The organism is Streptomyces melanosporofaciens, from assembly GCF_900105695.1.
Taxonomy (GTDB): Bacteria; Actinomycetota; Actinomycetes; order Streptomycetales; family Streptomycetaceae; genus Streptomyces; species Streptomyces antimycoticus.
In genome coordinates this window covers 4,764,148-4,776,949 of the sequence record NZ_FNST01000002.1, presented here as the reverse complement: position 1 = coordinate 4,776,949, position 12,802 = coordinate 4,764,148, and the positions used below count along the sequence as shown (strand labels likewise).

Sequence of the window (12,802 nt, the reverse complement as noted above, 5' to 3'; positions counted from 1 at the left end):
CAGACCCCGCCATCAGCCCAGAGGCTGAGTGCGGGGTCTTCGCGTATGTGCGGCCGGATGCCACCGAACGCAGCCTTCTGCCAGTGATCACGTTGTAATGACGTGTTGATCTTCGGCGGCTCCCCAGCACGTCAACGCACCGCGCCCCCTCACCGCGTGGTTCTGCAGCCCCGACGCAGCAACAACAGCGCACCCGCCTCGTCGAAGTGCCGCGCGACATCGGCACAGGAAGACGAGATTCTGGGGCTACTGGACGGTGAAGGCGTCGGCCAACGTCACGGCTTCCCTCAACACCACCAACCGCGTCCAGGCATCATGTACCGATGGATCAGGGTCTGGCTGCGGTGCTGGGGGCAACGGTTGGCGTGGTAGGCACGCTGGGCACGGCCTGCCTCACATACTTGACCGCTAGACATCAGGCGCGCGACCAGGGACGCGTAGCCCATGCCCAGACGGTCAGGGACGAACGTCGAGCGACATATCTTGAAGTGCTGACCGCAGGTGAAATTCTGGCATCCGAGTGCGCTAAATCCTGGAAGTGGATAACCGAAACAGAACCCAATCGCGTAATTTCGGACACACTGAAAGCGCACACGCAATTAGAAGCCGCGATGCGAAACCTTGAAAAGGCCGCTAATCGCGTTAAACTTGCAGGACCCGTCGATGCGATCCATCGAATGGACCTTCTCCTCATGGCAGCAGGCCGAGAGATGTGGGCCGTAAGGGATAGATTGGAGTCCGGTGGCGGAGGCATGCCGCACTCCAATGAATATCTCGAGAGCAAGGCCGAACGCGAAGAGGAAACGAGGCAACTTGTCATCTGGGCGAGAACGGAGCTAGACAAGGTCCCGCATTAGTACGTCGTCGCGGCCCCCTCCGCCATGGATATCTCTGCAGCTCAAAGCAGACTGAGGACCGCACCAGTGTCTTCAGCCGGCGAGAAGCAGGATGCACAGGAAAGCTGGCTGAGGGCTACGGAGGACCAAGTTAATAAGGCCAGAGACATTCGATCAGGCCCCCAATGCGAGTTATGCGTCAGCATTCATCCTTCAGCCAGCGCCTAGGTACACCGCCTCTTCCCACCGGTTGGCATGGAGGTGAAGGGACCCCCGGATTTCCTCCGAGGGTCCCCTCACCTGGTTATGGAGTAGCAGGCCCTGTCAAAGGAAGGATGGATCCGTCTCCAGCTCCCCTTCTACAAGTCCTTTCATGATCCGGTCGTTCATCTCGGCCTCCTGGCCATCGATGCACTTGGCGTAGATCTTGAGCAGCACGTCCACCGAGTAGCCGGCCCGCGCTGCGACCTCCGGGGCGGAAACCCCGGAGTTGAGCCACTGGGACACGCATGCGTGCCACAGCGACGGCCGTGCGCACAGCCCCCGAGCAAGCCGGGGATACTGGTCTGATTCAGGTGGAAGCCCGTGGCGGTGGCGGTCCGAGACCTCGAAGATCTCAGCTGGATGGGGCTGTTGGAGGTCAAGGGTGAGCACCTGGCCATCACGCCGCGCGGAAGGGCAGCGCACTTCGAAGCCGAGTGCGCCGCGCTCTCGGCGCGCCTGGCCGAGGTAAGCGTCTTCGCCGACACCCTCCAGCAACGCACACCCTCACTCGGTGCAGAACTGCACGCGCTCCGCCAGCTCGCCGACGGGGCATGGAGCGTGACGGAGGCAGTGGCGTACGTGGAGCGTTGTGCCCGCTGACCAGGCACTACGCCTCCTCGCCGGCCTCGGGGAGTACGACTCCGCGGTGGGGTTTGCGGGCCTTGTCGGAGACCGGCAGGATGCCGACCTTCTCAAGGTCGATTGTAGTAATCGTGGGAGCGGCGAGGACGCGGTCCAGCAGGTCCTGCTGAGCGGGCGCGAGGTCAACTAGTCGGCGCAGCACGGAGAGCAGTTCTCTGAGCTCCCGTGACCAGTCGGCTGGCCAGGACTCGACATGCAGGTCGCCCAGGGGGCTGGTCTTGCGGCTGCTGGAGTTGGCTTTTCGGTAGCCGAACCATTTCTTGATGATCTGCATGCCACCGACGTCATAGTTCCATACCTCGGCGGGGACAGGGCTGACGTGCCCGCCGCCCAAGTGCAGGGCGTGATGCCCTGAACCCACACAGCTACAGCCTTTTCGGGAAGGTCCAGACGTCTGCCCCGGCCTGGCCGGTGCGCGCCCTATTCCTGACTTCGGTTTCTTGCTCTCCTGGAAGAGCGACCGTCTCGCTGGTCGGAGGGGGAGGGTGAGGCGTGGGTACGTCATCGCGGTGGCCAGGTCCCGGCGGCCGTACGGGCATGGCGGCTGAGTGGAGTCGCGCGAGCGGACGTGTCTCGGCCTGGCGGCCGGGCCCTGATGCCGTGGCGAGGCTGGACGACATCGCCGCGGAGCACGTGGCGGTGCTCCACAGGACCCTTCGGGAGGAGCCGACGGCCTTCGGTCTTTACGAGGCGGCCTGCGCAGCCGGGGAGCGGCTGACCACCGCCGTGGACGCCTGGGCAGTGAGCCGGGACGGCGATGAATTCGCCGCCCGCTTCACCGCCACCGTGGGAGGCGAAGGCGGCACCGTGACGGACGCCGCCGTACGACGGGCCGCCGCGGCATCCGCCCGTCGCCTCCTGGAGCGGCATCCCGAGGCCGGTAAGCCCGGCGACAACGGTTTGTCCGGCGAGGTGTTCTGCCTCCTCTACCGAGGCTTCTTCGCCGGTGTCGTGTCTGAGTTCCTGCGTACCGCGATCGCCGAAAAGGTCAAAATCACGGTCCCACTGCTGCCCGCGCTCGATCCCGAGGACCATCTCGCCGACTGGATAGCCGAGCACGTACTGCGTCTGCTGCCGGACCCGTGCGAAGAAGCCGAACAGTTAACAGAGTCGGAGGAGAAGACGGATCAGGTCGCGTCGGCGGTCGGGGATCCGATCGGTTCCCTGCGGCTCGTTGCGCATGGACTCGTTCCCCGAGCGGCCGGCCGGGCGCTGGGTCTGCTTTCCGGCGGACCGAACGGGGATACGGACGGCACACCGTACGAGGGGGAATCCGCCGCATGACCGAAGCGCACACCCGGCTCTTCTGGCTCTCCCGTCCAGACGCCGAAGCACCGCCGATGCACTGGCAGCCCCTTCACGACGCCATGTACTGGGAACGCCCGTCACGCGGGCCGGACCGACGACCGTTGTTCGCCCCCGCCCCGGACTGGGCGGATGATCTCCAGCGGGTGGCACGCGCCGTCTTCGCGGCGGACCGGTACGCCCGCCGCGCCAAAAGCTTCGACCACTGGACCCGCCGCATCACCCTCTCCGTGCCCGTCGCCCGTCCCGAGCGATGGGACCGGGCCCTGGCCTCCCTGACGGCCGTTCTGGAGACCGTGACGGGCGACCTGTGGGAGGTCGTCTTCCGGCCCTTGCACGGGAAGTCGGTTCGGGAAGGGCCCCTCACCTTCACCGACGAGGACTACGCGCACGATGTGGCCCTGTTCTCCGGCGGTCTCGACTCCCTCGGTTGGGCAGCCCAGCAGGCCGCCCTGCCCTTTGCCCGCGCCCTGCTCCTCGTCACCTTCGAGGAACGGAACTTCGAGGCGCTGCAGGATCAGGTGTACGAGGCCGTACGCGGGCTGCGGCGACGCCCGGTACGGCGTCTCACCCAGAGCCAGACGGTACGCAAACCACGCGGCAGCGGCATCGAGCTGGAACTCACCACCCGCTCGCGCGGCCTGCTATACGCGGCGACCGCCGTGCACGCGGCCGCAGCGGAGCACGTCCCCGTAGTCCACCTTCCGGAGAACGGCCAACTCGCCCTCAACCCACCGCTGTCCGCCGCCCGGGCCGGAGCCTGCTCGACCCGCTCGGTGCACCCCTGGACACTTCACCACCTCAACCGGGTGATCTCCGAGGTCGCGGAGCCCGGATCCGCGATACGCGTCGAGAATCCCTTCGCGACGCTCACCAAAGGTGACGTCTGTGCGGCAGCCCATGACGCGGGTATGTCGCAGCGGGTGCTGGAGGCAACTCTGAGCTGCGGCGCTCCCCCCGACCGCCGACCCGCTGGGCCCGCACTCGCACACTGCGGCCTTTGCTACCCGTGCCTGGTGCGCCGCTCGGGCCTGCTACACGCGTTCGGCGAGGACCGCACGCCGTACGCGGCTGATCCCTGGGACCCTGCCCTGCCCGCTTCCCGTACCGGCAACTGGCAGGCCCTGCGGCGGTGGCTGGACACCGAGTGGAGCATGCTCGATCTGGTGGCCGACGCCCCACTACCGCCCGATACGCAGCCTGCCTCACTCATGGAGGTGGTCGAGCGGGGCAGGGAGGAACTGCGGGCGCTGATCGCATGGGCGGGCAAGAGGACGCCGCGGAAAGCGTCGTGATCCGTACCCGTTTCACGTTCGGCCCGGGCCGACCTCGTCCGGCTCCAGTCGCTCCCCTCACGTCCGAGTGCCGGCTTCTGCGCTGCGGGCGAGGACGTAGCCGGTTTCGGGGTCGTCCGGCTTGCTCACAGCACCACGTGAATCGAGCCAGGTCGACTGGAGCACACTCAAGATGCCACAGGGAGCATGCGCTGTAGCATAAAGGGCATGAGTGAGCCTACACAGAAGTATTCGATCACGATGCCGCGGGACATCGCAGAAGCCGCTCGCGCACGCAGCGGGCCGTCCGGCCTGTCCGCCTACGTCGCCGCGGCCGTGGCCCGCCAGATCGAGCGGGACAACCTCAACGAACTCATCGCGGTCGCCGAGGCCGAGCACGGGCCCATCACCGACGAGGAAGTCCAGGCACTCCGAGACCAACTCCAACAGGCCCATAGGAAGCAGGCGCACGACGGAGCGAACGCCGCGTGACGCGCTCCGCTGCCGTACCCGGCGGCACCCTGGTCCTCGACAGCGAAGGACTCGCCAAGGCCGTACTACGAGACCGCGCGGTCACCGGATGGCTCGCCCTGGCCCGCGCCGACGACATGCGGGTGATCACCAGCGCCGCCACCCTCGTGGAAGTGGTCCACCCCCGGATCAACCGGCCGGCGTTGGAGTGGACGCTCTCCCGCATCGTCGTCGAGCCGATCACCGAGATCCTCGCTCGCCACGCCGCTGCCCTCCTGGCCGACACCGGCCTGCACGGACACAAGTACGCCATCGACGCCATGCTCAGCGCCACCGCCCTCGCCGCCCCCGGGCCCGCCACAGTGCTCACCTCCGATCCCGAGGACCTCATGGCGCTGTGCGGCGGACGCGTCACCGTCATCAAGATCTGACGGCGCGCTCCCCGCGCCTGCCGGACGTGCGCCGCACGCGTGGGACCCGTGAGGCGCCCCCGTAGGCCGCCGCAGGCCGAAGCGCCGATCGTCTACTTGCCCGCCCGACGCACCGGGACGACCGTCTGGATCACCAGCTCATCGCCCACCAACGGCTCGGTTCGTCCCCATGTACTGCGTCCCCCGCCGGGGCCACCTCGCACGAGGTGCCAGCAGACCCCGCCATCAGCCGAGACGCTGAGTGCGGGGTCTTCGCATATGTGCAGCCGGGGACGACTACAGGCGAAGAGCCCCCCAATTCGCCATGATCTGCATGGCGCCCCACTACGGCCTACGGCGTGGCCGCCGGGCATCGCAGCGGGTCGATGCGACGCCCGGCGGCTCTCAGGCATCAGGCCTTGCGCTTGAGGGTCTCCCGGATCCAGTCCGCGTAGGCGGGCACATTGGTGTAGAGGCCCGGCCCGGCCGAGCACGCGACTCCCGGGGCGCCTGGGCCCGAGGTGGCTCCGACGAGCTCCCACCGCCCGTGCCGGCCCCTCTGGAGTTGCGGCCCACCGGAGTCCCCGAAGCACGCCATGGCCTCGGGCACGCGGCTGATCGTGCACAGCCGGGTCCGGTCCGCGTAGCCGGGGGCGCATTCGGCGTCGGCGCCCCTGCGCGTCTCGAGCTCCCGCAACCGCTCCGCGAACTTGAGTTCGGTGTCGACGGTGGTGCCGAATCCCAGGATCCGGGTCGGGGTGCCGGGCTGTCCGGCCCGCTCCGCGATCCGGATGGGCTTCTCGGCGACCGGGCGGTCCAGACGGACCAGCGCGATGTCGTGCTGGTTGGCGGCCTTCCCGTCACCGTTTACATAGCCGGGGTGGATGACGGTCCGCTCGATCGCCCGGACGGTTCCCCCGGACTTCCGCTCCTCGCTGCCGATCCGGACGATGCCGTCCAGCTCAAGGCCGTCGCCCTGTACGCAGTGGGCCGCCGTCAGCACCCACTGCGGATCGATCAGCGACGCCCCGCAGGTACCGTCGTACAGCCCGTGCTTCGGGGCCGACTCCGGGATCGTCGCCATGAACGGGTACTGCTCCGTGGGATCGGTCCCGTTGACGATCGCTCCGGCGCTGCCGGTCATCAGGGTGGCGCACGCCGCGACGGCGAGAACGCCGACGGCGGTGATCCGCGCCCCACGGCGGCGGACCGACTTCAAGCTGAACATCCAGAGTTTCCTTCGCTCGTAGATCCGGATGCGTCCACCCTGCTTGGTCAAGGTCCACCGGGCCATCCGGGTAGCGAGCCCGAACACGGTAGGGATAACCCCCCGTCCGTCCCCATCCCCGTCCTGGGACGGCACATCTCGCTGGACGGACGGTTCGGCCGACCGCGCGGGGGGGCAGCTCGGTCGTGGCGGCCGAGGACGAGGGACTGCGGGCGGGCCAGGGTGCTGGTTTCGCCCGAATCGGGAGCAGAGCCATGTTTCCGGCGCTATCCTGCCCGCCAGCTAAAGCGCTCAGACTCGCCTACTACGGCGCTCAGTCACAGGCCGTTGGCCTGCGGGAAGCACACAACCGCACGTTTCCTGGCGAGCGCTGCTGACGACCGGAGGAACGCACCCCCATGAACGACCAAGTTGCGTCAGCGCTGATATCTGGGCTGGTCGCGTTAGTTGTGGGCGGGACCACCGGTGCCCTGACGTGGTTTCAAACCCGCAGAGATCAGAACAAGTGGCGCGTCGACCTCAAGTCCGCATGGGCACTCGAACTCCATAAGGCCTGCCTGGCGTCGGCCACGCCGTCACCCCGGGCCCACGGGTGCGCCCAGCAGCTCCCGCATCGACTCCGCCGCACGGACGGCCGCGTCGGCGCAGCAGTTGTTGAACAGGACGTGGACCTCGTCGGCCCGTTCTGCCATTCCGCGGAGGCGCGGGACCCACTCCGTCAGTTCGTCCGTGGCGTAGGTGTGGCGAAACCGCTCTTCCTTGCTGCCGGAGCCCCAGGCGTCGTTGCGGCCGTGGAAGCGGGCCACCGCGAGGCGGGGTGAGGTGACCGGAGTGACCGGGGGTATGGAGGCGGGCAGCTTCTGGGTCATGTCCACGGCCACGGCGGACATGTCCCAGTCCTTGAGCAATGCCTCGGTCTCGGCCCGCTCGTCCTCCTGCCACCAGCCGGGGTGACGGAACTCCACGGCGACGGGCCAGTCCGCCATGCGCTGTGCGCATTGGGCGAGGAACGGCTTCGCCTGTGCGTCGTCCGGGGCGAACCAGGGTGGGAATTGGAAGAGCAGGGTGCCGAGGCGCCCTGCCTTCTTCAACGGTTCGAGCGCTCCGCTGAAGCGCTGCCACACCTCGTCGAGCAGCCCCGGATCGATGGCTGCGGGCCTCGGGCGGCCACCCCTTCGTCCGGCCAGTGCGGGGCGCAGGTCGGCGGGCAGGGCATTCGGGGTCGTCGGGTGCCCCGTGAGCAGGGAGAACGCCTTGACGTCGAAGCGGAATCCGTCCGGGGTGCGCTCGGTCCATAGGGCGCTGTTACGGGCGCTGGGCAGGGAGTAGTACGTGGCGTCGACCTCCACCACCGGGAACTGGGCGGCGTAGTGCCGCAGCCTCCCCTCCGCGTCGCGCAGCCCCGGCGGGTACCAGCCGCTGGACACCAGCGCGCGGTCCGTCCATGAACAGGTGCCGACCAGAATCTCGCCCATCCCTGCCGACTACCCCGGGTCGGGGCGGGCGGCACTGCCAGGGAGGAGGTCAACCGGTTTCGGGTTCTGGGCAGTTCGGGGCCGGTCGGCGCTTCGGGTGGGGTGTTGCCGCCGCGGCTCCAGGTTTCGAGGTCTTGTCGTCCGGGAAGCAGCCATCTTGGGAGCGCTCCCACCCATCCCAATCACTCCCCCGAGGACGATGGAGGAAGATCGCGAAATGATTTGTCATGAACGCGGCAATTCCTTACGTTGGGCGTCTCGCGCCCTTGGCCTGCTGGCCGCGGCGCTGCTGTGCCTGATCCCGTGGTCCACCACCGCGAGCGCCCATGGATCGGTCGTCGACCCGGCCTCCCGCAACTACGGCTGCTGGCTGCGCTGGGGCGACGACTTCCAGAACCCTGAGATGGCGCAGTTGGACCCCATGTGCTGGCAGGCCTGGCAGGACAACCCGAACGCCATGTGGAACTGGAACGGGCTGTACCGCAATGGCTCCGCCGGTAACTTCCCGGCGGTGATCCCGGACGGGCAGCTGTGCAGCGGTGGCCACACCGAGGGCGGCCGCTACAACTCGCTGGACACGCCCGGCGCCTGGCAGACGACGAACATCGGCGGCAAGTTCACCGTCAAGCTGTACGACCAGGCCAGCCACGGTGCGGACTACTTCAAGGTGTATGTGTCCCGCCAGGGGTACGATCCCACCACCCAGCCGCTCAAGTGGAGTGACCTGCAACTGGTCACCACGACCGGCAAGTACGCCCCCAGCCAGAACTACGCGATCGACGTCAGCACCTCCGGTTACACCGGTCGCCACGTCGTCTACACGATCTGGCAGGCGTCGCACATGGACCAGACGTACTTCCTGTGCAGTGACGTGAACTTCGGCTGAGCGGCCCCCTTAACGCTCAGGCTCCAGCACCACGACCCCGCCGGATGCACGGACGCGCCCCGTCCGGCGGGGTCAGCTCGGCCGGATCAACTGCCGTGCGACGTAGTTCATGTGCTGGAGATGGCCGACCTGAATCCACTTCTCGGCGTTGCCTGAGCCGGCCGAGCCGTCGCCGTAGGCGCAGGTGTGGAGCCAGCGTTCACCGTCGCTCGATGTGGTGTCCTCGATGCCACGGAAGGAGTCGGACGTCACCATCCGACGGGCCATCGCCCGGACCCGGGCGGCACGGTCGGGACCCCTGAGGGGCGCCCGGGCGATGAGGAAGTCGTGTGCGGCAGTGTAGCGGAGCAGACCGTACGGGGGGCCGTAGGGCCGGGCGGAGACGTTCGCGCTGTGCGCGTGTTCCACGGAGTAGTCGCCGTAGATCAGTGGGCCCGGGAATTCCGGGCGGGAGGCGCGGACCGACTGGTGGATTTGCCAGTCGTGGCGCCGGGAGATGCGCGTCGGCCGCCCATCCGGGTGGTCCCGGTCGCGGGGGAAGGCTCCTCCGGTGAGGACGACCGTGCGCCAGGGGACCAGGGTGGCAAGGACGTCTACGCCGACGAGGGCGAGTTTGGCCGCTTCGGCGGCGTCCGCGACCATGCCGATGTCCAGAAGGAGGTCGAGCCGCGACGGGGGCAGACGGAGTTGGCCGACCAGGGCCAGGAGGTCCTCGGAGCGCGATTCGTCCCGCGCGGCGTCGAGCAATACGCGTATGCCGATGCCTCGTCCGCTGAGGGAGGCGAGGTCGGCGGCATGGCGCTGGAGGGCGGGGGCTCGCTCCGGGCCGGTGACCAGGCGTAGCTCGCTTCTGGTCGCCACGTGCCACAAGCCGATGGCCGACGCCTCGACGTGCCGCTCGATGTGAACGGGGTCCACCCAACCGGCGAGCCCGCCCATCGCCTTGATGAGGTTGTCCATGCGTGCGGTGAACCAACGGCCCAGCTCCGGCGAGTCGGTGTCCGGGTCCGTTGCGAGGCTCGCCCCTCTGGTGCGCTCCGGCCCGACGCGCGGAACGACCGTCCACAGCGGTGCGACACGTCGTCGTACTTCTGTCGCCAGGCCCGCGTAGGCGTCCCATGAGCTCCGGCGCGTCGGCAGTACGGGTACGTAGATCGGCTCGACCATCGCGGATCCCCCCTCGACCCCGCTGAATCGCTCCTGGTTGAAGGATGAAGAGGGAGGGCCCGGTATCGGAAGGGCGCAATTGCGGCAGAGCGCAGTTCCGGCCGGTGATCGGCTCCGTCACGCGGAGCAGATCACACTGGAGGTTCTTGTGAGCCGTATGAGTCCTGTGACGGCCCCGATCACAAATGGCCGAAATGGCACAGGAAAGCAAGTAGTCAAACACTCAAATAATTGCTCTCCGTGACCGGGACCCCTACAATCCGTTGCCGTGCATGCCTGGGCCGTCGCGGCGCCAGCGGGAGTCAGGGCGGAAAGGTCTACGGGAGGCGGATGATGGCTCGTCGTTCATGGGATGCGGACCCGTCCGCGTCATTCGTGCGTCGGTTAGGGAAGTCACCGAGCGAACTGGGCACTACCGGCGACCACGACGACTGCCCCGATATCTGGCAGCTCGACAACGGAGATATCGCCGTCATCGGACGAGACCTCACCGATGCGTATCGGTCTCGTCTGCCCGTGGATGTCCGCATCGCCATGGATGAGCGGCTCGTCGTGATTCCGGGAAATACATTGAGCGCGGCGAAGGCGGAGATTCCTGATGCTTAGCCTTGAGCTTCCTGTTCTCGATGTCTCGCAGGGTGATCGGCTGTCACGGGACGCCTACAGGGCCGACTTCCGCGAGCGTGTGTGGGATGACGAGGGCCATGACTCGTGGAAGCTGGAGCGGCAACAGCATTTCCAGGAGCCCGGCAGCGACAGCTGGAAAGCTTTTTCGCAGGGCGATTGGGAAGGCGCTCTGCGGCTCATTGAGCAACGACGTGACGGACTGCTGCAATACATGGGCGAGGCGGCCAAGCGGAACTTCAGCCTCTATCGGGTGCGGGTCGTGGAGGAGCCGATCGTTCCCTACCTCCATTGGGAACTGCACCTCTTGCGACTGCGGGCCGAGTGCGGCGAGCGGATCAGGGTGGTCGGCCCTGAGCACATCAAGGGGTTCGAGGAGAGCGGGCCGCTGCCGGAGCTGGTTTCGCTGGGTGGCCGGACGCTGTACAAGGTCGTTTATGACAGTCGGGGAATCAGCGATGGTGCGGTGCGCTTCGTTGATCCGGACGTGCTGACACGGTGGGAGGAGTTCATCGAGGGGCTTTATGAAGCCGGTGAAGAGATGAGTTCTTACTTTGAGCGCAAGGTGGCCCCTTTGCCGCCCCCGACAGCTGCGGAGTAGACGATCAACGAGGACAGAGAGCGGGAAGGCGCCCAGGAAGAATCCCCGCAAGCGCCGGAATCCCCGCAAGCGCCGCAGTCCCAGGGGCCGCATGGGACGCAGTCGCAGCTGTCGGGGTCCGCGGGTGTGTGACCGCGCCGGGGAGGCGAGGCTTCTGGAGAGCCTGGGCATGGCCTGCCGGCAGTCGCACCGTCCGGCGGAGGCGGCGCGGTACCACGAGGGCGCCCTGGCGGTGCGTCGTGAGCTGGGTGACCGGCTGGGGGAAGCACTGTCGCTGAACGCGCTCGGGCTGGTCCATGTGCGGACACGGCAGTTGGAGGCGGCGAAGCAGCGTTTCACCGAGGCGCTGGCCCTCTTCCGGGAGCTCGGAGCGTCCGAGTGGGAGCCCACGCTGCTCGCCAATATCGCCACGGTGGGCTACGAGGCGGGTCGGCTCGAGGAGGCCTCTCGGGTCGTTCACGAGGCGTTGACCACGATGCGGGAGCGGGGCGACAAGGGCGGTGAGGGCAACGCCCTGCGGATTCTGAGCGCCGTACAGCGGGAGCAGTGCGCCATACGGGACGCCCTGGAGTCCGCCGGGAGCGCCGTCGAGATCGCCCGTCGGCATCGCAATCATGTCTGGGAGGGGTATTGGCTGCTGGACCTCGGGCAGGCCGAGGTGGCCGACGGCCGCCCCGAGGACGCCTTGGTCTCATATCAGCGGGCCACAGTGCTGCATCGGCAGCTCGGGGACCGATCGCGGGAGGCGCGTGCCTGGAACGCCGCCGGTGAGGCGTACGGCCGACTGGGCCGATTCGAGGAGGCGGCCGCGTTCCACCGGCGGGCGGCCGCGGCCCATCGCGAGCTCGACGACCACTGGCAGTTGGCACTCGCACTCGACGGCCTGGCCAGTGCGCTGCGCGGATCCGGGGGTAGTGGCGCGGAAGAGGAAGCACGGCGGCACTGGGAGGAGGCGTCGTGCACGCTGGCGGCGTACGACGATGCGCGGGCGGTCGAACTGCGGAGCCGGATCGATGCTGCCTTGGGGGCGTCTCAGCCCTGAGGCCGCCGAGCCCCGGGCCCGGGCCCTCGGGCGGGTGCGCGTCAGGCCATGGGGCACGGAAGGTCCGGGGCCCAGTGGTTCGGGGAGCACGTCACCAGGGCCAGGGAGAGGAATGAGGTGCGGCCCAGGTAGAAGCCGAAGGAGACGTCTGTGCCGTGGGTCAGGCGGTCGGCGGCCGTGGTGACCAGGCGGGCCAGGCGGGCGGTGTCGGCTTCCTGGTGGGAGAGGAAGCCGGGGGCGTGTTCGGTCAGTTCGCGGCCCAGCCAGGCCGCCGCGTCCTTGGGCTCCTCGAACGTGGCGCGGATGAGGGCCGGGGACTTCAGGAGCCAGAGGGACGTTTCCAGTGGGGGGAGTTCCGAGTGGCGGAAGGTTTCCAGGAGGGTGCTGTAGCGCTCCTTGTCCTCGCGGACGTACGCCTCGTCCTCCCCCGTGACCGGCGGGTGGGGGCGGTCGGGTGGGCGGCGGAGGGCCTCCCGGTCGAACAGCTCCTTCTCACCCAGCCACGAGTACGCGTGGATGTGCACGCGTCAGGGGTTCCCTCCGGGGGGTTCCCGGAAGGCCCCTGATGGGGTGATCC

Annotated in this window: 15 protein-coding genes and 1 pseudogene; 10 read left to right on the top strand and 6 right to left on the bottom strand. The window is 68.0% G+C overall.

What is annotated here, in order from left to right; translation table 11 throughout:
- Positions 1-323: 323 nt before the first annotated feature.
- Positions 324-857, top strand: coding sequence for a hypothetical protein (locus BLV72_RS47370; RefSeq protein ID WP_143059800.1), 534 nt, complete (start codon positions 324-326; stop codon positions 855-857).
- A 303-nt stretch (positions 858-1,160) separates the two neighbouring features.
- Here the strand turns inward: BLV72_RS47370 and BLV72_RS23570 are convergent.
- Positions 1,161-1,376 (bottom strand): annotated as a pseudogene (locus tag BLV72_RS23570) (tyrosine-type recombinase/integrase); the annotation flags it as partial.
- Positions 1,377-1,421: 45 nt separating this feature from the next.
- Here BLV72_RS23570 and BLV72_RS48030 point away from each other — a divergent pair.
- A complete protein-coding gene (locus BLV72_RS48030) occupies positions 1,422-1,700 on the top strand; it encodes a hypothetical protein (RefSeq protein WP_167746269.1) in 279 nt (92 codons plus the stop codon).
- Positions 1,701-1,707: 7 nt separating this feature from the next.
- Here the strand turns inward: BLV72_RS48030 and BLV72_RS48025 are convergent, their stop codons facing one another.
- Positions 1,708-2,247, bottom strand: a complete 540-nt coding sequence (locus BLV72_RS48025; RefSeq protein WP_167746392.1) for a type ISP restriction/modification enzyme — start codon at positions 2,245-2,247, stop codon at positions 1,708-1,710.
- Positions 2,248-2,342: 95 nt separating this feature from the next.
- Between BLV72_RS48025 and BLV72_RS23560 the strand changes: the two genes are divergently transcribed.
- The 4 genes from BLV72_RS23560 to BLV72_RS23545 all read left to right on the top strand — a co-directional run bounded on the left by BLV72_RS23560 (position 2,343) and on the right by BLV72_RS23545 (position 5,223).
- Positions 2,343-3,026: a hypothetical protein gene (locus BLV72_RS23560; protein WP_093464671.1), complete on the top strand. Its 684-nt coding sequence runs from the start codon at positions 2,343-2,345 to the stop codon at positions 3,024-3,026.
- Entirely contained in the window at positions 3,023-4,342 is a 1,320-nt protein-coding gene (locus BLV72_RS23555) for a 7-cyano-7-deazaguanine synthase (RefSeq protein ID WP_093464670.1), read from the top strand. The genes BLV72_RS23560 and BLV72_RS23555 overlap by 4 nt, the downstream gene beginning before the upstream one ends.
- Positions 4,343-4,549: 207 nt before the next feature.
- On the top strand, positions 4,550-4,813 hold the full coding sequence (locus BLV72_RS23550) for a CopG family transcriptional regulator (protein ID WP_093464668.1): 264 nt from the start codon (positions 4,550-4,552) through the stop codon (positions 4,811-4,813).
- Entirely contained in the window at positions 4,810-5,223 is a 414-nt protein-coding gene (locus BLV72_RS23545) for a DNA-binding protein (RefSeq protein ID WP_093464667.1), read from the top strand. Before BLV72_RS23550 ends, BLV72_RS23545 begins: the two co-directional genes overlap by 4 nt.
- Before the next feature lie 391 nt (positions 5,224-5,614).
- Here the strand turns inward: BLV72_RS23545 and BLV72_RS23540 are convergent, their stop codons facing one another.
- Complete coding sequence (locus BLV72_RS23540) at positions 5,615-6,430, bottom strand: S1 family peptidase (protein ID WP_093464665.1); 816 nt, start codon at positions 6,428-6,430, stop codon at positions 5,615-5,617.
- 575 nt (positions 6,431-7,005) lie between these two features.
- A complete protein-coding gene (locus BLV72_RS23535) occupies positions 7,006-7,905 on the bottom strand; it encodes a DUF72 domain-containing protein (protein ID WP_093464664.1) in 900 nt (299 codons plus the stop codon).
- Between the two features lie 217 nt (positions 7,906-8,122).
- Here BLV72_RS23535 and BLV72_RS23530 point away from each other — a divergent pair, with 217 nt between their 5' ends.
- Entirely contained in the window at positions 8,123-8,791 is a 669-nt protein-coding gene (locus tag BLV72_RS23530; protein ID WP_093464662.1) for a lytic polysaccharide monooxygenase auxiliary activity family 9 protein, read from the top strand.
- Between the two features lie 72 nt (positions 8,792-8,863).
- On the opposite strand, the gene BLV72_RS23525 is transcribed toward BLV72_RS23530, so the two are convergent.
- Complete coding sequence (locus BLV72_RS23525) at positions 8,864-9,958, bottom strand: beta family protein (protein WP_093464661.1); 1,095 nt, start codon at positions 9,956-9,958, stop codon at positions 8,864-8,866.
- Positions 9,959-10,291: 333 nt separating this feature from the next.
- Here BLV72_RS23525 and BLV72_RS23520 point away from each other — a divergent pair, with 333 nt between their 5' ends.
- From BLV72_RS23520 to BLV72_RS23510, 3 genes are all read left to right on the top strand, one after another.
- Entirely contained in the window at positions 10,292-10,564 is a 273-nt protein-coding gene (locus BLV72_RS23520; RefSeq protein ID WP_093470504.1) for a hypothetical protein, read from the top strand.
- Positions 10,557-11,183, top strand: a complete 627-nt coding sequence (locus BLV72_RS23515; protein ID WP_093464659.1) for a DUF6879 family protein — start codon at positions 10,557-10,559, stop codon at positions 11,181-11,183. The genes BLV72_RS23520 and BLV72_RS23515 overlap by 8 nt, the downstream gene beginning before the upstream one ends.
- Before the next feature lie 91 nt (positions 11,184-11,274).
- The gene (locus BLV72_RS23510) at positions 11,275-12,225 is read left to right on the top strand and encodes a tetratricopeptide repeat protein (RefSeq protein WP_093464657.1); all 951 of its coding nucleotides are present in this window, start codon (positions 11,275-11,277) and stop codon (positions 12,223-12,225) included.
- Between the two features lie 41 nt (positions 12,226-12,266).
- Here BLV72_RS23510 and BLV72_RS23505 read toward each other — a convergent pair whose 3' ends face one another.
- The gene (locus tag BLV72_RS23505) at positions 12,267-12,749 is read right to left on the bottom strand and encodes a hypothetical protein (protein ID WP_093464656.1); all 483 of its coding nucleotides are present in this window, start codon (positions 12,747-12,749) and stop codon (positions 12,267-12,269) included.
- Between the last annotated feature and the right edge of the window lie 53 nt (positions 12,750-12,802).